The sequence below is a fragment of the Selenomonas sp. oral taxon 126 genome (assembly GCF_001683335.1).
Classification (GTDB): Bacteria; Bacillota; Negativicutes; order Selenomonadales; family Selenomonadaceae; genus Centipeda.
This window is the reverse complement of sequence record NZ_CP016201.1, coordinates 1,390,662-1,407,091: the sequence shown is the minus strand read 5'-3', so window position 1 is coordinate 1,407,091 and position 16,430 is coordinate 1,390,662. Positions and strand designations below refer to the sequence as shown.

Genomic DNA, 16,430 nt, shown 5'->3' with positions numbered 1-16,430 from the left:
TTTTTTAGAAAATCTCCGTCTCACTGAAGAAGATGTGCACCTCGCGCGCAGCGCTCTCGGGGCTGTCGGACGCGTGCACCGCGTTCTCGCTCCCGTTCTTTGCAAAGCGCTTGCGAATCGTGCCATCCGCCGCATTCGCCGGATTCGTCGCACCGTGGAGTTCGCGCACGCGCGCAATCGCATTTTCGCCCGCGAGCACCATCGCCACGAGCGGCGCGGAGGTCATGAACGCGGAGAGCTCGCCGTAGAACGGCTTCTCAAGATGCTCCGCGTAGTGAATGCGCGCAATGCGATCCGTCATCTGCATCATCTTCATCGCGCGAATCTGAAGCCCTGCCTCCTCATACGCCTTTGTAATGTCTCCAATGTGGTGTGCCCCGACGGCATCCGGTTTGATGAGAACCAGAGTTTGTTCCATTACTTCATCTCCTCAATAATACGTTTGTACTCCGCTCCGAGCCCGGCGTAGTTCTCCGCCGCCGCCCGCAGCGCCTCGATCTCATCGTCGCGCAGCGCGCGCACGATCTGAGCAGGGTTGCCGAATACAAGCGAGTTCGACGGAATCTTCTTGTGCTGCGGCAGGAAGGTGCCCGCACCGATGACGACGTTCTCGCCGATCTCGGAGTAGCCCATGACGATCGAGCCCATGCCGATGAGGGTATTATCCCCAATCCGGCTGCAATGCACGACTGCATTGTGCCCAATGAGGACATTGTTCCCGATGCACACAGGTACGTCGCACATGACGTGAACCGTCGCGTTCTCCTGGATGTTCGTATTCTCACCGATGGTAATCGGCTGAAAATCGCCGCGCACCACAGCACCGAACCAAATGCTCGAGCCGGCGCCGACTGTCACGTCTCCGATGACAGCCGCCGACGGCGCAATGAATGCGGACGGATCAATCACGGGAGTCTTGCCCCGATAGGGCAGGATGATCTTATCCATCTATTCCGCCTCCTTCGTATTCTGTTCATTCTGCTCAGATGTATTATACCACGCCTTTTCATTCTCCAACAAGAATTTTTTCAGTATTCGCACGCGTTGCTCGCGCAGCCAGATTCCAATCTCCGCACCCGCGAGGTCTGTCGGAGCGGAGCGGCCTGTGATGGTCTGCATGGTGCGGAGAGCCGCCGCGCCGTGTGCGAGATAGGGTGGCAGAGAACCGTGGTCGGCGCGGATGATAATGTTGAACGCTGCCATCGACAGCCCCGACGCGCCAACGCCGAGCAGGAGGTCGACGATCTTGCCGAGACGCGTGAGGCGCGGCGCACGCATATGCTGACGAATCACAAACGATGCCGCCTTCATCCAGTCGTGTGGGAGCGTCATGCGCCTGTTCCACGCGGCGAGCGCCGTGAGCCCCGTCTTTTCGTGTCCGTAGTGATGCGGCAGCATCTCCTTCGGCGTGAGGCTCTTGCCGAGGTCGTGGACGAGCGCGGCAAAGCGCGTGCGTATATCCTCCGTTTCCTCGGCAACGGCATCCACCATTGCAAGCGTATGTGCGAGGGCATCGCCCTCTGGGTGAAACTCTACGGGCTGCACCTGTCCCTCGAGCGCGGCGATCTCGGGAAAGGTCACGGCGAGGAGATCGGCTGCCCGCAGCACGCGGAAGAACACAGAGGGGCGCGGTGCAGCAAGCGCACGCCGCAGCTCCGCCATCAATCGCTCCGTCGGCTCGCGGCGCAATTCATCCGCGCATGCACGCATATAGAGAAGCGTTCCTTCCTCCACGCGATAGCCGAACTCTGCCGCCTGCCGCGCGGCGCGCAGGGCTCGTACGGGATCATCCGTAAAGTGTTCCGAGACCGCACAAATCACACCCGCTGCGAGATTGGCACGCCCGCCGTAGGGATCGAGCAGCGCCCCCGAGGGCAGCTCAAGCGCCATCGCATTCATCCGCGTGTCGCGCCGATAGAGATCCTCCTCAATCGTCACAGTAGGGTCGAACGCAACATCGAAGCCGCGATAGCCTGCACCCGTCTTGCGTTCCCTGCGCGCAAACGCCACCTCGCGGCGCACGCCGTCCACGCGCACGTGATAGACGGGGAACGCCTTTCCAATCTTTTCCGCATGCGGAAAGAGTGCATGAAAACGCTCCTCGGCAATGCCCGTCACGGCATAGTCGACATCCTTTGCCTGGGCACCGCGAAAATGATCGCGCACGCAGCCGCCGACGCGAAAGACGCGTGCGCCTATATCCCGCAGCGCGCGCACAAATTCCTCCTCGCGCATCGCCTCACCCCCTATCTTCGGAGCAAACAAAAAAGCATCACCGTGCGTGATGCTCTCATTTCGATTGGTGGGCCCACTTGGACTTGAACCAAGGACCGACCGGTTATGAGCCGGTTGCTCTAACCAACTGAGCTATAGGCCCCAAACAAAGTGGAGAGCACGCAAGGCTCTCACCTGTGGATGAAGCGCAGATTCATGCAGTCGGCAATCCTCCCGCTTCTTCAAAAAAACCTGCGCAGAGCGCAGGTGTGATAAGCGATGGAGCGGAAAACGAGGCTCGAACTCGCGACCCCCACCTTGGCAAGGTGGTGCTCTACCACTGAGCTACTTCCGCAAAATGGAGCGGAAAACGAGGCTCGAACTCGCGACCCCCACCTTGGCAAGGTGGTGCTCTACCACTGAGCTACTTCCGCATCCGTCACTGACATCTCTGTCAATCAACAAGAGATATTGTAGCAAGAGAAGGGCTTTCTGTCAAGGAGTATTTTTTGCATTGTCATCCCACATTGGGTATTCCTGACGCAGTTCATCACAAAAGGATTTTTCAAATGCGGGAACGGATTCATTCAAAATGGCATGTAATTTCTCAAAGAGCACAGGAATGTCATCCTGTACGATGCTCCATATGATTTCAAAATCAACATGTCCATAATTGTGCGCGACCATGTTGCGAAGACCACGGATCTGTTTCCATGGGATATCATCATGCGCATCTTTGAACGAATCCGATAACGTCCGCACGAGTTCACCGATCTGCAGCAAGTAAAAACAGCAGGCATCTCGCTGCACAAAATTCTCGGAAGTGATAAAGGCTACATAATCCCCAATGTCCCGCACGGTCATCCGAATGCGTGCACAGTAAAGCAGGACATGATAGACACGCTGCAAATCCTTGTCCCTAATCACCATAAATCTGAACCTCTTCCTGCCGTATGCTTCGCAAGAACTCCTCCGGCAGTTGCCGTGTCGTCATGATATCAATTTTCTGCCCGAGTGCTTCCTCCATATCCGCATAAAAACCGGCAACTGCCAGTCCCTTGAGTTTTTGACCGAGATCCACGCGAAAGTCGATGTCACTCTGCTCGTTCGCCTCTCCACGCGCATAAGAGCCGAAGAGAAACACCTTGTCAATGTCATAGCGACGGCAGACAGGTGTAATTTTTTCTTGAATACGATCAACTGTATACATGCCTGCTCACCTCTTCTCTATTATGACATATTTTCGCACAAATAAAAAGAGCCCGCGATGAAGAACTACTTCAACCACGGACTCCCTGACCAATTACACCTTGAACTTATCCGTCTCGGACTGCAAGTCCGTTGCCATGTCGGCGAGGCTGCGGCTAGAGGAGGCGATCTCCTCCATGCCCGCTGCCTGCTCCTCGGTCGCAGCAGAGACGTTCTGCGACTCGCTGCCGATGCCCTTTGCCGAGGTATCCACAGCCCCCATGCCCTCGATGATCGAGTTCATATTCTCGCGCAGTTCGAGGACACGCTTGCTGACCGCAAGCGATGCCGTCTTGACATCCTCGACCATGCTCAGAATGAGCGAGAAGGTTTCACCCGTTGCAGTAACGTTCTCCTTGCCCGTCTCCGCCTCGCGCAGTCCCTCGGCCATCGAGGCGACCGCACGGTCCGTCTCCTCCTGAATGCTGCGGATGAGCTCGGAGATCTGCTGGGAGGCGTTCTGTGACTCCTCTGCGAGCTTTCGCACCTCCTCGGCAACAACCGCGAAGCCGCGCCCATGCTCGCCCGCACGCGCCGCCTCTATCGCGGCATTGAGCGCGAGAAGGTTCGTCTGTCCCGAGATGCTCGAGATGATCTCGACGATGTTGCCGATCTCCTTCGAGCGCTCGCCGAGCTTGCTGACAATCTCGCCCGTCTGCTGTACCGTCGTCGCGATCGAATTCATCTGCTCGACCGTCGTCTGCACGAAGGCATTGCCCTCTGCCGCCTTCTCCGCCGTCGCTTGCGTCTGCTCACGTGCTCGGCGTTGGTTCGTGATTGCCTCCTCGAGGCCGCGCTGGAACTCCTGCACGGTCATGCGGCTCGTATCGATGATCTGCAGCTGCTTCTCCGCTGCCTCGGCGACCTCGGTGATGGACTGCGCGACATTCTGCGTCACCTGCGCCGACTGGTTCGCGTTCGCCGTGAGCTCCTCGGAGGAGCCCGCGACATCCGTCGCCGTTGCCTTGATCTTGCGGATCATCTTCTGCATACTCTCAACCATCGTGTTGAACTGATGCGCAATGTGCGCAAACTCATCATCGCCGTCGAGCATGATCTTCGAGCGGAGATCCCCGCTCGCGATATGCCGCGCACCGTCAAGAATCGTATCCACAGAGTTTTTGATATTCTTCAGGAGCAGGACAAGCGTGATGATCGACAGAATAACAACCACGATCAAGGAGATGATGGTAATGAGCCGGACGCCGGTGAAAACCTCCTCACTGTGCGCCATCTCCGCGCGTGCAAGACGCACGCTGTCCGCCTTGTCCTCCTCGATGATGTCCGTCATGCGCTTGTAGACATCCGCCTGCTCGCTAAACGCCAGCCGGACAGCGCCCGCCTGATTGCCTGCATTGAGGAGCTCCGTCGCACGCTGACGAGCGTCGGCATAGTTTTTGCGCTCCTGCTTGAGCTTGTCAAGACGCGCAAGCTTCTGCGTACGATCTGCCTCGTTTTGGAACGGCGCCTCCTGAATTGCCTTCTCATACTCATCATATGCCTTGTTCAGCTGTGGCGTGAGCTCGGAGATCAGTCCCGCCGCACGTGCGCGTTCCGCCTCATTCGGAGCCGTAATGCGCATAAGTTCGTACTCGCGACCATCCGCCGTAAGTGCCTGCACCTGACCGCCCACATTGAGGACATGTGCCCAGCTGAACACGCTGACCGTGTTGTTGTTGAGCACACTGCTCGACTGATTCGCGTAGAATCCGTAAGCTCCGAACATGACGACCAAAAAGCCGACACTCAATACGATTTTCTTTGCTACCGACATTTCTCTGATCCCTCCAAAAACCAAAAAAGAGTTCCCTTCGTTCCCCTAAATGAAACTTCCCTTAGAATATTTTGATTATAACACTCAGCCTTTCAAAAAACCATATGGCAGCAAAATTTTTTCTGTGTTATACTTACGCTGTTGCTACAATAAATAAACAAAAGGACGGACAACAATGGCAAAGATGTTAAAAAAGCTGCAACAGAAAATCACACCGCCTGAAAAGCCAAAGGCAGCGCCGCCCCCGGGCAAGGATTATCTGCTCCTCATCCTTATGGCGTTCACTGTCATGGTCATCATTGCGGCGTGGGAAAATCTGGATGCGCTGACGCTCATCATGTATATTCTGCTGACGCTCTCGCTCGGACTCACCTACGCACGCCGTCACGCGGGCAATCGTCTCTCCGAGATGCAGATGACGATTGTCACGCGCGCGAGTTTCGTCACCATCGGCATGGCAGGCGCACTCTTCCTCATCGACGCATACCGCCGTTTCTTCGCCTGACGACGAATTATGTTATTCTGAATTCAAAAGAGGGGTGAGCTTATGCCGGAACTAAGTCGTTTTGCCGGAATGGTCATATATATGCTCTTTCGAGATACCGGTCAACATCATAAACCACATGTTCATGTTTATTATGGCGAACATGAGGCAGTCATCGGTATCGACGGCGAGCTATTGGCGGGTTCTCTTCCTCGAAAGCAGCTAAAAATTATTACCGGCTGGCTCGCATTTCACGAATTCGAAGCATATAGAGCATGGAATTCGGCTGTGCAAGGAGAACATTTTGATAAAATTCCACCGATGAAATGAGGTGTAATCCATGTATATCAAAGACGATGTATGCTACGCAGGAGAACTGCAGGACGATATAAAGATAGTCGAGGCAAAGCCCCTGGGTGGTGGCATGATGCTCGTCACCTTTTCGACAGGTGAAAAGCGTCTATTTGACACAACGCTGCTAAAAGGTGCGGCGTTCGAACCACTTGCCAATGACGAGATATTCCGACATCCCGTACTCTTTCATGGCGTAATCACATGGAACAATGGGGAAATCGATATTGCACCCGAATTTGTCTACGAGCACAGCTACACCTATGACAGCCTTGCTCTATGAATCATCAGGCATACAAACGCGGCTTATCTCCATCGAGAGACGAGCTGCATTTTTATAGGACAAGCCAAACAAAAGGAGGCATATCATGAAAGTATTGATGATCAACGGCAGCCGCAGAGAGCACTGCTGCACCTACACGGCACTCTCCATCATAGGGGACAGCCTCAAAGAGGAAGGCATTGACGCTGAAATTGTCTTCGTCGGCAGGGATGCTGTAAACGGGAATCTGGATGCACTCATAAAATCCTTGGGAGAAAAATGTGACGAAGCAGACGGCTTCGTCTTTGGATCACCCGTGTACTACGCTTCGCTCACAGGAGAGATCAAGCTCGTTCTCGACCATTTATTCGGGAGTCACCGCGACAAGATGCGCTGCAAACCCGCAGCGATTGTTGCATCTGCGCGGCGCGCCGGAACGACTGCCACATTGGATGTACTCGCAAAGTATCCTGCAATCAACGAAATGCCGATCGTCTCCTCAAGCTACTGGCCGATGGTGCACGGCTACACGCCCGAGGATGTCATGAAAGACGAAGAGGGCGTCGGCATCATGAGGCAGCTCGGCAAGAATATGGCATGGATGCTGAAATGTATCGCAGCCGGCAAAGCTGCGGGAATCGACGCGCCGAATCCCCCTGATTACCATAAGACAAATTTTATCAAGTAAAGCGCGATTGTATCTCTCCAATAGAAAAGCCGACCTGCAATAGATCGGCTTTTTTTGCGTTCAAAGGCTGAAATTCTCTCCAAGATAGAACTTGCGCGCGATGGGGCTCTCGGCAATCGTCTTGCTGTCCCCCTCGAGGAGGAGTTTGCCCTCGCTGAGGAGGTAGACGCGGTCGACGATGTGGAGGGTCTCGCGGACGTTGTGGTCGGTGATCAGGATGCCCATGCCGCGCTGGCGCAGGTACTCGATGATCTCCTGTATATCGGCAACGGCGAGCGGGTCGACGCCCGCGAACGGCTCATCGAGCAGGATGAACTGCGGCTCAAGCGCAAGGCAGCGCGCGATCTCGACGCGACGGCGCTCGCCGCCCGAGAGCTCCGTGCCGCGACGGTCGCGGACGTGCCCGATGTGGAACTCCTCGAGGAGTCCGTCGAGCTTGTGCTTCTGCTCCGCCTTCGAGAGCTTCGTCGTCTCAAGAATTGCGGCGATGTTCTCCGTAACGGTGAGCTTGCGGAATATGGACGGCTCCTGCGTGAGATAGCTGATGCCCAGCTCCGCACGCCGATACATGGGATAGTCCGTGATGCAGATGTCAGAGAGATAGACATCGCCGTGCGTGGGCTTTTCGAGTCCGACGATCATGTAGAACGTCGTCGTCTTGCCCGCGCCGTTGGGGCCTAGGAGCCCCACGATCTCGCCCTTGTCGATGCGGACGGAGATGCGGTCAACGACGGTGCGGCTGCCGAATTTCTTGACGAGGTTGCGGGATTCGAGATGCACGTTCAAGCCCCCTCACTCGGTCACGGCATTGCCGTCGTCCGAAAGATAGACGGTCATATGATTGCTGTGCGCCATGTTGTTGCCTTGAAATACCCACGCATTCCCATCGAGCACGACGTAGGGTCTGTCCACGCTGCCAAAATACTCCATGCGGTCGCCGCCGCCCTCGAGATCGCGCGGCGGGCTAATGATGTGTGCGCTCCCCGTGCCGACAAAGCGATTTTCCTTCATCCAGCCCTCAAGGCGATCTGCCGTGAGCGTGCCATCGGCACTCGTGATCGTTCCGCCGGATGAGGCGAGGACATAGTCGTTCTGAGAGGGGTAGTAGTCGACCTCTGCCCCCGTGAACGTGCGCCCCGCCTTCGTCATGTGGACGCTGCCCGACGCCTGCCAATGATCCTGTCCAACGCCCGAAAGCCGCTCACAGGAGAGGTCCATATCGTCGCGCACGGCGCGGACACCGCCCTCGACCGTGCCCTCCTCGGTCTTGGTATTATACGTTGCACGCGCGCCTGTGACCCAGCCCGTCCCCTCCTCCATACGAACATTCGTCTCCGCTGTGATGAGTCCCGTCTGCGTGTCATAGGTGAGGCTGTCCGCCGAGAGATTCGTCGGCTCCGTGCCCTGCTGTGCTGCCGATGCCGCCGCGGAGAGTGCCCCCGCCGCAAGCAGCACGAGGATGCCCCGATAGAGTTTCTTCTTCGTCATTTCGCCCCACCTTTTTCTATACGAGCGTTGCCAATCACGCTGAATTTCTGAAAGCCGTCCGTGCTCACAATGCGGTCGCCCGTCGCACGAATATCATCGCGTACGAGAACGGCATCCCCCTCGGCGCTGAGACTGCCCTCTGCCGCCGTCCACCGCAGCTCCTTTGCACGCAGGCTCGCGCCGTCACTTGTCTGTGCCTCGATGCTGCCCGTGACCACAATATCGTGGGTCTTGCTGTCCATGCGCCCCTCCGCCGCCTTGAGCGTGAGGCTGCGCCCGTCCTCCGTGTAGAATGTCCCATCGATCTGCACCATGCTCGTATCGTTGGTATCGATGTCGACATTCACCTGCGAAGCGGTCATCTCCCAGACGGTACGCCCGTCGCGTTCCTCGCTGAGCGTATTGTCCGCATAGGACATAATGCGGGAACCCTGCGGTTCATCCGTCTGCTCCGGAATCTCGGGCACGCTTGTAATCGCCCACACGATGAGTCCGGCGAGGAGGGCGGCACCGCCGCCATAGAGCCATTTGCTCTGCGCCATCAATCCCCCTCCTTCGCTGCTGCCGATACGTGATGCTTGCCCGTCTTCTGCTCCTCGGGCGGGGTGTTCCAACGCTTCTGAAACCAGATCCACTGCGTCGGATTCTCGCGGATGATGCGCTCGACGATTACCGTCATCTGCACGGTGAATTCGTGGAGGTCGCGGTCGCTGTCCCCCGTATTTGGGCAGCGCATGATCTCGCCAACGATGACCTTGTGCTTTCCATTCGGCTGACGCAGGATAAATGCGGGCACGACGGGCGATTTGAACTTGCGCGAAAAGACCGCAGGGCCGAGCGGCGTCGACGCCGTGCGCCCAAGGAACTCGATAAACGCGCCGCCGGGGCCGCCGTCCTGATCGGCGAGAAAGCCGAGCAACCGCCCGCGCTTCAGCGCACGCGCCGCCGCGATCAGCTCGCTCGTACCGCGCGAGAAGATCTCGACGTGGATGGTCGCGCGCAGATCGTCGAGCACACGCGTGTACTGGATGTTCGGCTGCGGCTTTGCAATCGCGCTGACGGGGATGCCGTTCAGTGTGAACGCCGCCGAGAGCCACTCCCAGCAGCCGACATGACCCGTGAGCACGACGACACCGTGCCCCTCGGCAAGTGCCTCCTGCATGCGCTCGAGATGGTCGATCTCGATGTAGTCGTTGAGATTCTTCTCGTTCAGCATGGGCATCGCGAGGATGTCGAGGACATTGCGCGCCATATTGATAAAGGAGGCGCGCACGAGCCGCTTTGCCTCCCGCTCGTCAATGCCGAGCGCAGGCATCATATGCTCCACAGAGCGGCGGCGCATCTTCGGAATCAGGAGATAGTAAAGATTGCCGAGCACCCAGCCCGCACCGAGCAGGAGGGGGCGCGGCGTACGGCACGCAAGCCAGCTGAGAAACATGAGCGTATTATAGAGCACTGCCGCACCTCCTCTCTGCGCTACTGAGCAGCGCCATCGCTGTCCGTCTGAAATACGGTGAGCACACGATCCCAAAGCCCCTGTGTCTTTAGGATGATCTCGTAAATTTCGCGCACAGCACCGCGTCCGCCCGAAGCCGACGCAATGATCTGCGCGACCTCCTTCACCTCGGGCACGGCGTCGCCCACGGCACACGGCAGCCCGACCATGCGCATGATGGGGAGATCGACAATGTCGTCGCCAATATAGGCAATCTCCTCGTCGCTCAGTCCCGTCTTCGCCTTGATGTCCGCATAGGCATCGCGCTTGTCGAGCTTGCCTTGATAGACAAGCTCGATGTGCAGCTCACGCGCGCGATTCTCCACAATGGACGAGGCGCGCCCCGTGATGATAGCGGGCACAATGCCCACCTTGTGCGCCAGTGTAATGGCGAGTCCGTCTCGCGCAAAGAAGGGCTTGTAGAGCTCACTCCCGTCGGGCGCGACGTAGATGCCCCCGTCCGTGAGCACGCCGTCCACGTCGAGGATCACGCATTTGATTTGCTTTGCACGCGCAATCGCATTCTCCCGAATTGGCATCAGACGACCCCCTGCCGCAGGAGGTCGGTCAGATGGACGATGCCGACGGGTACGCCCGCCGCATCGACGACGGGCAGGACGGTGACGGGACGCGGCTGATGCTTCTCCATGACGGAGAGCGCCGCCGCCGCCATCTTATCGGGCGCAATCGTGAGCGGCGTGGCAAACATGATGCTCTCCACATCCTTGTCGAGGAAGTTGTAGTCCTTCGCAAGCGCGCGGCGGATGATGCCGTCCGTGACGAGTCCGATGAATTTGCCGTCCGCGTCAACCACGGACACAGCGCCGAGCCCCTTGTCCGTCATGACAAAGAGTGCATCCTTTGCCGTCGTGTGATAGGAAACGACTGGTTTCTCCTCACCCGTGTGCATGACGTTTGCAACCGTGAGGAGCAGCTTGCGCCCGAGTGCGCCGCCCGGGTGGAAGAGTGCATAGTCCTCCTTCTTGAAGTCACGCGCCTCCATGAGCGCCATTGCAATCGCATCGCCCATTGCGAGCGTCGCTGTCGTGGAGCTGGTCGGTGCGAGTCCCAGAGGGCACGCCTCGCGCTCGACGCCGATGTCGATGTAGAAGTCCGCGCTGCGTCCGAGCTGGGATTTGCGCCTGCCGCACATGGCGACAATCCGCGCGCCGATGCGGTGGATGATCGAGAGGATATTTACGACCTCGTTCGACTCGCCGCTGTTCGAGATGGCGATAACGATGTCGTCCGCCGTCACCATGCCGAGGTCGCCGTGAAACGCCTCGGCGGGGTGCATGAAGAAGGACGGCGTGCCCGTGCTCGCAAGGGTCGCCGCAATCTTGCGCCCGACGTGCCCGGATTTGCCCATGCCCGTGACGACAACGCGCGCCTTACAGTCCAAAATCGCGCGCACCGCCGCCTCGAAGTCCGCGTCGATCCGCTCCGCGAGCTGCGCGACTGCCTGCGCCTCAAGCTGAATCGTCTCGATTGCCTTTTCGCGAATGCTCTGTGCCATATGTCTCTCCTATTTCAGCTTTTTGCGTACAATCTCGTAGATGGCGAGGGCATCCTTCAGGAGGTCTTCGAGTTTGTCGAGATAGACCATGTTCGCCCCGTCCGACAGTGCCTCGGGCGGGTTGTCATGCACCTCGAGGAAGAGTCCGTCGACGCCCGCGCCGACAGCTGCGCGCACAAGGTACTCGACATACTCGCGCTGTCCGCCCGAGCTCGTGCCCGCGCCGCCCGGCAGCTGCACGCTGTGCGTCCCGTCGAAGATGACGGGATAGCCGAAGCTGCGCATGATGGGGAAGGAGCGCATATCGACGACGAGGTTGTTGTAGCCGAAGCTCTCGCCGCGCTCCGTGAGGAGGATGCGGTCACTGCCGCTCTCGTGGATCTTGTCGACGACGTTGCGCATATCGTTCGGCGAGAGGAACTGCCCCTTCTTCACGTTGACGATGGCGCCCGTCTGTGCCGCCGCATGGAGAAGGTCGGTCTGCCGCGAGAGGAATGCAGGAATCTGCAGGATGTCCGCAACCTTTGCGACGGGCTCCGCCTGACAAGTCTCGTGAATGTCGGTGACGACGGGCACGCCGAGCTCCGCACGGATCGTACCGAGGATCTTCACGCCCTCCTCGAGCCCGGGGCCGCGGAAGCTATGGTAGGCAGAGCGGTTCGCCTTGTCAAAGGATGCCTTGAATACGTAGGGAATGCCAAGACGATCCGCGATCTCCTTGATGCCGCGTCCGATCATGAGCGAGCGCTCGAGTCCTTCGAGGACACAGGGTCCCGCGAGGAGCACCAGCGGCTCACCTCCGCCGATCTCAAAATTCGCCAGCTTCACTTTGTTCATCTTCATGGCTCCTTTCAACAATCATATACTGTCACCCGCATGAACACACACGGAATTTACACTTATTATAAAGTTTTCGCGCGCAGAGGTCAATAAATGCCTTCTCTGCAGTAAACTTCATTGACAGCTGCAAGATCCTCCTCGGTATCGACGCCGATAAAGACGGCGTCCGTCTCAATGACGCGGATTGTGTGTCCGTTCTCGAGCGCGCGCAGCTGCTCGAGGGACTCGGAGAGTTCGAGTGGGGTCTGCGCCATGCGCGCATACGCAAGCAGGAAGTCGCGGCGATAGGCGTAGATGCCGATGTGCTTGTATACCTTTGCGCCCGGATTGCGCGCGTAGGGAATGCACGCACGGGAGAAGTAGAGCGCGTTGCCGCGTTGGTCGGTGATGACCTTGACGTTGTTCGGGTTCGCCATCTCCTCCTCGTCCGTGAGCAGGGTCTTTGCCGTCGCCATCGGCAGGCACTCGTCCGCGAGAAACGGCTCGACGAGCGCGTCGATCACGGCGGGGTCGATGAGTGGTTCGTCGCCCTGCACGTTGATGATGAGGTCATAGTCCATCATTTTCTCCGCGACCTCGGCGAGTCGGTCCGTCCCCGTCGCATGGTCGGCGCGCGTCATGACGGCGCGTCCACCGTGCTCCTCGACGGCAGCGAGGATGCGCTCGTCGTCCGTTGCAACGACGACATCCTGCACGAGCCGCGCCCGCACGGCGCGCTCATAGACGCGCACGATCATGGGCTTACCCGCAATGTCGCGCAGGGGCTTGCCCGGCAGACGCGTGGATGCGTAGCGCGCGGGAATAATGCAGAGAACCTTCATGCGATCACCTCTATAATGCATAGGCATGGATCTGTGAATTCCATAGAAAGATTTTGCTTAGAACGCAAGACACAGAGGAGCGCCTCGCACACAGCCCTTTGTTTTTCCTGTCCAGACGCTCAAAGCGCCCCTACCACCGCTTACGCGATCCCCCTCCCCCGTGTCGAGCGGTCAACGTCATCCAATCACACTTCGCTAACGCTTGTGTTCTTGGGACGTTTTCCCATACGACCTGTTGCCCAATCAGCTGCGTCCTTTCGGACTTGCTTCTTGGACAGGTCAGCAACGGGGGAGGCTTTGCATTACGGCATATTAGCTTCCCCCGTCGCAACGGGGGAAGTGGCACGCCGCAGGCGTGACGAAAGGGGCGCTCCGAGAGCAGCTTCCTTTGGATAACACCTCAAGACACCGGTCTGAGTTTCGCTGCAAGCTGCTTTTCGAGTCTGCGGAAGAACTCCTCGCGCCCCTTCTGGAACGTGACCTCAACGGAGATCACATAGATGGGGACGCGCCACTTCGCACGCACGACGTCCGCCGGCACCTTCACCGCGTCCTTCTCGGTGATGACAATCGCCTCGACGCCGAGCGTCTCCGCGCGATACAGCACCTCCGCCATATCGCGCTCGCCGTAGTCGTGGTGATCGGGATAGCGCATGCTCTCCACCATTTCGACGCCGAGGTCGGCAAGCGTCTGCTCGAACGAGGCGGGATTGCCGATCGCGGAGACCGCGAGCACCTTCTTCCCCTCCATCTCCGTGACAGGCACGCCGCCCGCCGCGATGTCCTCATACCAGTCCGAGAGCCGCACAAACTGGCGGGGCTGATGGATGCTCTCGAGGATGATGCCGTCCTGATTGTAGCTGCGGAACGTCTCCCAGATATGCGTGATCGCACCCGGTGCCGCCTGGTCGACCTTCGTCATGAGGCAGACATCGGCGCGGTCGATATGCGAGAGCGGTTCGCGCAGTGTTCCGCGCGGCAGGAGATACCCGTTGCCGAAGACGTTCACCGCATCCACGAGCAGGATGTCCATATCGCGCGCAAGCTGCCAATGCTGATACCCGTCGTCGAGGATCGCCACCTCCGCGCCGAAATGCTCGATGGCATAGCGTCCCGTGACGGCACGCTGCGGCCCAATGAGCACAGGCACGTTGGGCAGATGTTTGGCAAGCATAAACGCCTCATCACCCGCCGTCTCCGCGTCCATCTTCAGCGTGCGCCCGTCGGAGACAATGCCGACCTCGCCGCGCCACTTTGCACGGTATCCGCGATTCAGAATGACGACACGGTATCCCATCGCGTCAATCGCACGCGCGAGATGCTGTGCCGTCGGCGTCTTGCCCGTGCCGCCGACCGTGACGTTGCCGAGGCTGATGACGAAGCAGGGAAGCTGCTCCTTCTTGACCCAGCCCCAGCGGTACATTGTGAGCTTCAGATTCACCAGCTGCTCATAGATGAGCGAGAATGCATAGAAGACGCCCATGATGAGCCTGCGCGAGATGCCGCGCACCTCCTTGTCATGGACGAGGTCGATAAAGTAGGTCTGGAAGTTTGCGACCTTCTGCGTCGCGCGCACGCGATGATTGCTGATGCGTTCCTGCGCGCGCAGTGCACGGCGTGCCTCATACGCCGCAAGCAGATCCACGAGGATCTGTGCCGACTTTGCCGACGCGCCCTTGTTCTCGTTGATGATCGCAAGCGTCTCGCGCTCGAGCCGCTCGCGCTCGGCGGCGTCACCAAAGAGACGCAGGGTCTCGCGCGTCAGCTCCGCGCCGTTCGTAACCGTCACGACGGCGTTGCGGTTGCGGAAAAGTGCATGGATGTCCTTGAAGTTGAACATCTGATTGCCGACGATGATCGCCTTGCCGTGCGCCGCGGGCTCGAGGATGTTGTGCCCGCCGTGCGGGATGAGGCTGCCGCCGATGTAGATGACATCGCCCAGCCCATAGACGCGCCCGAGCTCGCCGACCGTATCGAGGATCACAATGTCCTCGCCGCCCTCTGCGCCCTTTTGGAGATTCTTGCGCGTATTGACGGTGAAGCCCGCCTTGCGGCAGAGGTGTTCGACCTCCATCGTGCGCAGCACCTCGCGCGGCGCAATGATGAGCCGCACATTTGGATCTTCGGCACGCACAGCGGTGAACGCCGCCAGCACGAGCTCCTCCTCGCCGCGGTGCGTCGAGCCCGCGATCATGATATGGCTCGCGCCTGTGAGCCCCAGTTCCTTGATGAGCGCCGCCCGTTCCTCGGGGCTGACGCTCGTATACGCCTGATCGAATTTCGTGTTGCCCGTCACCGTGACCAGCTCGCGCGGCGCACCGAGGCGCATGATGTAATCCGCATCGATGCTCGACTGCATGGCGAAGCATTTCACAGTCCCGATCATCTCACGCAGCATTCCCATCAGGTACTTGTACTGCTTCACACTGCGGTCACTGATGCGCCCGTTGACCATCATGACGGGTACGTCGAGCTGCTTTGCCTTCTTCAGGAAGTTCGGCCAGAGCTCCGTCTCCACGGGCAGGAATACGCGCGGACGGATGCGCCCCACGACGCGCGCAGCGAGGAAGGGCAGGTCGAGCGGGAAATAGATGATGGCGTCCGCGTCCTTGATGATGCGGTGCGCCATCTCATAGCCACCCGTTGTGACGACCGAGACGAGGATGGGGCTGTTCGGGAACGCCTTGCGAAATTCGCGTATGAGCGGGCTCGTCGCCACAATCTCACCGACGGATGCCGCATGCACCCAGATTGCATTTTTCCCTGTGACCTTCTCAATCGTCTCCTTCGGGTAGAAGCCAAAGCTCTGCTTAATGCGCTCGACAAAGCCGCGCTCCCGCGTGGCGCGCAGCATGAAGATCGGTATGATGATGGTGACGATGAGGATTGCCGCTAGATTGTAGAGAAATCTCATGCTCACTCTCCCCGAAACTGAATGTCATAGAGATGCTGATAGAGCCCGCCCTCTCGGAGCAGTTCCTCATGCGTCCCCTGCTCCACAATGCGCCCGTTGTCGATCACATAGATACGGTCGGCATGAAAGACCGTCGAGAGACGATGCGCAATGACAAAGCTCGTGCGACCGACCATGAGGTTATCAAGCGCCGCCTGTACGATCTTCTCACTCTCCGTGTCGAGCGCGGAGGTCGCTTCATCGAGGATGAGGATGCGCGGGTCTTTCAGAATCGCGCGTGCAATCGCTACGCGCTGACGCTGTCCGCCCGAGATGCTCACGCCGCGCTCTCCGAT

Annotated in this window: 20 protein-coding genes and 3 tRNA genes; 4 read left to right on the top strand and 19 right to left on the bottom strand. The window is 58.7% G+C overall.

Going from position 1 to position 16,430, the window contains the following annotated elements:
- Positions 1-4: 4 nt before the first annotated feature.
- From ndk to AXF19_RS06240, 9 genes are all read right to left on the bottom strand, one after another.
- The gene (gene ndk, locus AXF19_RS06280) at positions 5-418 is read right to left on the bottom strand and encodes a nucleoside-diphosphate kinase (RefSeq protein WP_009441283.1); all 414 of its coding nucleotides are present in this window, start codon (positions 416-418) and stop codon (positions 5-7) included.
- On the bottom strand, positions 418-948 hold the full coding sequence (locus AXF19_RS06275) for a gamma carbonic anhydrase family protein (protein ID WP_066846535.1): 531 nt from the start codon (positions 946-948) through the stop codon (positions 418-420). The genes ndk and AXF19_RS06275 overlap by 1 nt, the downstream gene beginning before the upstream one ends.
- Complete coding sequence (locus AXF19_RS06270; RefSeq protein WP_066846533.1) at positions 949-2,235, bottom strand: HD domain-containing protein; 1,287 nt, start codon at positions 2,233-2,235, stop codon at positions 949-951.
- A 65-nt stretch (positions 2,236-2,300) separates the two neighbouring features.
- Positions 2,301-2,377, bottom strand: a tRNA-Ile gene (locus AXF19_RS06265).
- 117 nt (positions 2,378-2,494) lie between these two features.
- Positions 2,495-2,569 (bottom strand) — tRNA-Gly (locus AXF19_RS06260).
- Between the two features lie 4 nt (positions 2,570-2,573).
- Positions 2,574-2,648, bottom strand: a tRNA-Gly gene (locus tag AXF19_RS06255).
- Between the two features lie 61 nt (positions 2,649-2,709).
- A complete protein-coding gene (locus AXF19_RS06250; protein ID WP_066846526.1) occupies positions 2,710-3,144 on the bottom strand; it encodes a HepT-like ribonuclease domain-containing protein in 435 nt (144 codons plus the stop codon).
- The gene (locus tag AXF19_RS06245; protein WP_066846524.1) at positions 3,134-3,424 is read right to left on the bottom strand and encodes a nucleotidyltransferase family protein; all 291 of its coding nucleotides are present in this window, start codon (positions 3,422-3,424) and stop codon (positions 3,134-3,136) included. Before AXF19_RS06245 ends, AXF19_RS06250 begins: the two co-directional genes overlap by 11 nt.
- Before the next feature lie 93 nt (positions 3,425-3,517).
- On the bottom strand, positions 3,518-5,236 hold the full coding sequence (locus AXF19_RS06240; protein WP_066846522.1) for a methyl-accepting chemotaxis protein: 1,719 nt from the start codon (positions 5,234-5,236) through the stop codon (positions 3,518-3,520).
- A 175-nt stretch (positions 5,237-5,411) separates the two neighbouring features.
- Here AXF19_RS06240 and AXF19_RS06235 point away from each other — a divergent pair, with 175 nt between their 5' ends.
- From AXF19_RS06235 to AXF19_RS06220, 4 genes are all read left to right on the top strand, one after another.
- Complete coding sequence (locus tag AXF19_RS06235; RefSeq protein WP_066846520.1) at positions 5,412-5,741, top strand: hypothetical protein; 330 nt, start codon at positions 5,412-5,414, stop codon at positions 5,739-5,741.
- A 42-nt stretch (positions 5,742-5,783) separates the two neighbouring features.
- Positions 5,784-6,050: a DUF4160 domain-containing protein gene (locus AXF19_RS06230; protein ID WP_066846518.1), complete on the top strand. Its 267-nt coding sequence runs from the start codon at positions 5,784-5,786 to the stop codon at positions 6,048-6,050.
- A 10-nt stretch (positions 6,051-6,060) separates the two neighbouring features.
- Positions 6,061-6,354: a DUF2442 domain-containing protein gene (locus AXF19_RS06225; protein ID WP_066846515.1), complete on the top strand. Its 294-nt coding sequence runs from the start codon at positions 6,061-6,063 to the stop codon at positions 6,352-6,354.
- An 85-nt stretch (positions 6,355-6,439) separates the two neighbouring features.
- The gene (locus tag AXF19_RS06220; protein ID WP_066846512.1) at positions 6,440-7,021 is read left to right on the top strand and encodes a flavodoxin family protein; all 582 of its coding nucleotides are present in this window, start codon (positions 6,440-6,442) and stop codon (positions 7,019-7,021) included.
- A gap of 60 nt (positions 7,022-7,081) precedes the next feature.
- Here AXF19_RS06220 and lptB read toward each other — a convergent pair whose 3' ends face one another.
- From lptB to AXF19_RS15265, 10 genes are all read right to left on the bottom strand, one after another.
- The gene (lptB, locus tag AXF19_RS06215; RefSeq protein WP_066846509.1) at positions 7,082-7,801 is read right to left on the bottom strand and encodes an LPS export ABC transporter ATP-binding protein; all 720 of its coding nucleotides are present in this window, start codon (positions 7,799-7,801) and stop codon (positions 7,082-7,084) included.
- A gap of 12 nt (positions 7,802-7,813) precedes the next feature.
- Complete coding sequence (gene lptC / locus AXF19_RS06210) at positions 7,814-8,509, bottom strand: LPS export ABC transporter periplasmic protein LptC (protein ID WP_066846506.1); 696 nt, start codon at positions 8,507-8,509, stop codon at positions 7,814-7,816.
- Complete coding sequence (lptC, locus tag AXF19_RS06205) at positions 8,506-9,051, bottom strand: LPS export ABC transporter periplasmic protein LptC (RefSeq protein ID WP_066846503.1); 546 nt, start codon at positions 9,049-9,051, stop codon at positions 8,506-8,508. The genes lptC (AXF19_RS06210) and lptC (AXF19_RS06205) overlap by 4 nt, the downstream gene beginning before the upstream one ends.
- Positions 9,051-9,965 carry a lysophospholipid acyltransferase family protein gene (locus tag AXF19_RS06200; RefSeq protein WP_066846500.1) on the bottom strand — a complete coding sequence of 305 codons (915 nt, stop codon included), beginning with the start codon at positions 9,963-9,965 and terminating at the stop codon, positions 9,051-9,053. The genes lptC (AXF19_RS06205) and AXF19_RS06200 overlap by 1 nt, the downstream gene beginning before the upstream one ends.
- A gap of 20 nt (positions 9,966-9,985) precedes the next feature.
- Complete coding sequence (locus AXF19_RS06195) at positions 9,986-10,543, bottom strand: KdsC family phosphatase (protein ID WP_066846498.1); 558 nt, start codon at positions 10,541-10,543, stop codon at positions 9,986-9,988.
- The gene (locus AXF19_RS06190) at positions 10,543-11,520 is read right to left on the bottom strand and encodes a KpsF/GutQ family sugar-phosphate isomerase (RefSeq protein WP_066846495.1); all 978 of its coding nucleotides are present in this window, start codon (positions 11,518-11,520) and stop codon (positions 10,543-10,545) included. The genes AXF19_RS06195 and AXF19_RS06190 overlap by 1 nt, the downstream gene beginning before the upstream one ends.
- 9 nt (positions 11,521-11,529) lie before the next feature.
- Positions 11,530-12,357: a 3-deoxy-8-phosphooctulonate synthase gene (gene kdsA, locus AXF19_RS06185; protein WP_066846492.1), complete on the bottom strand. Its 828-nt coding sequence runs from the start codon at positions 12,355-12,357 to the stop codon at positions 11,530-11,532.
- An 89-nt stretch (positions 12,358-12,446) separates the two neighbouring features.
- Positions 12,447-13,181 (bottom strand): 3-deoxy-manno-octulosonate cytidylyltransferase, encoded by a 735-nt coding sequence (gene kdsB / locus AXF19_RS06180; protein ID WP_066846487.1) that lies wholly within the window; start codon positions 13,179-13,181, stop codon positions 12,447-12,449.
- Positions 13,182-13,581: 400 nt separating this feature from the next.
- On the bottom strand, positions 13,582-16,095 hold the full coding sequence (gene lpxK / locus AXF19_RS06175; RefSeq protein ID WP_066846485.1) for a tetraacyldisaccharide 4'-kinase: 2,514 nt from the start codon (positions 16,093-16,095) through the stop codon (positions 13,582-13,584).
- Between the two features lie 2 nt (positions 16,096-16,097).
- Positions 16,098-16,430, bottom strand: a 333-nt coding sequence (locus AXF19_RS15265; RefSeq protein ID WP_237141719.1) for an ATP-binding cassette domain-containing protein, incomplete at its 5' end; no start/stop codon positions are given.

Coding starts and splice junctions, on each gene's coding strand:
- AXF19_RS06220 (WP_066846512.1), top strand. CDS start 6,440: ATGAAAGTATTGATGATCAACGGCAGCCGCAGAGAGCACTGCTGCACC.
- ndk (WP_009441283.1), bottom strand. CDS start 418: ATGGAACAAACTCTGGTTCTCATCAAACCGGATGCCGTCGGGGCACAC.
- AXF19_RS06275 (WP_066846535.1), bottom strand. CDS start 948: ATGGATAAGATCATCCTGCCCTATCGGGGCAAGACTCCCGTGATTGAT.
- AXF19_RS06245 (WP_066846524.1), bottom strand. CDS start 3,424: ATGTATACAGTTGATCGTATTCAAGAAAAAATTACACCTGTCTGCCGT.
- AXF19_RS06225 (WP_066846515.1), top strand. CDS start 6,061: ATGTATATCAAAGACGATGTATGCTACGCAGGAGAACTGCAGGACGAT.
- AXF19_RS06270 (WP_066846533.1), bottom strand. CDS start 2,235: ATGCGCGAGGAGGAATTTGTGCGCGCGCTGCGGGATATAGGCGCACGC.
- AXF19_RS06240 (WP_066846522.1), bottom strand. CDS start 5,236: ATGTCGGTAGCAAAGAAAATCGTATTGAGTGTCGGCTTTTTGGTCGTC.
- kdsA (WP_066846492.1), bottom strand. CDS start 12,357: ATGAACAAAGTGAAGCTGGCGAATTTTGAGATCGGCGGAGGTGAGCCG.
- lptC (WP_066846503.1), bottom strand. CDS start 9,051: ATGGCGCAGAGCAAATGGCTCTATGGCGGCGGTGCCGCCCTCCTCGCC.
- AXF19_RS06195 (WP_066846498.1), bottom strand. CDS start 10,543: ATGCCAATTCGGGAGAATGCGATTGCGCGTGCAAAGCAAATCAAATGC.
- AXF19_RS06230 (WP_066846518.1), top strand. CDS start 5,784: ATGCCGGAACTAAGTCGTTTTGCCGGAATGGTCATATATATGCTCTTT.
- AXF19_RS06250 (WP_066846526.1), bottom strand. CDS start 3,144: ATGGTGATTAGGGACAAGGATTTGCAGCGTGTCTATCATGTCCTGCTT.
- lptC (WP_066846506.1), bottom strand. CDS start 8,509: ATGACGAAGAAGAAACTCTATCGGGGCATCCTCGTGCTGCTTGCGGCG.
- AXF19_RS06235 (WP_066846520.1), top strand. CDS start 5,412: ATGGCAAAGATGTTAAAAAAGCTGCAACAGAAAATCACACCGCCTGAA.
- lpxK (WP_066846485.1), bottom strand. CDS start 16,095: ATGAGATTTCTCTACAATCTAGCGGCAATCCTCATCGTCACCATCATC.
- kdsB (WP_066846487.1), bottom strand. CDS start 13,181: ATGAAGGTTCTCTGCATTATTCCCGCGCGCTACGCATCCACGCGTCTG.
- AXF19_RS06190 (WP_066846495.1), bottom strand. CDS start 11,520: ATGGCACAGAGCATTCGCGAAAAGGCAATCGAGACGATTCAGCTTGAG.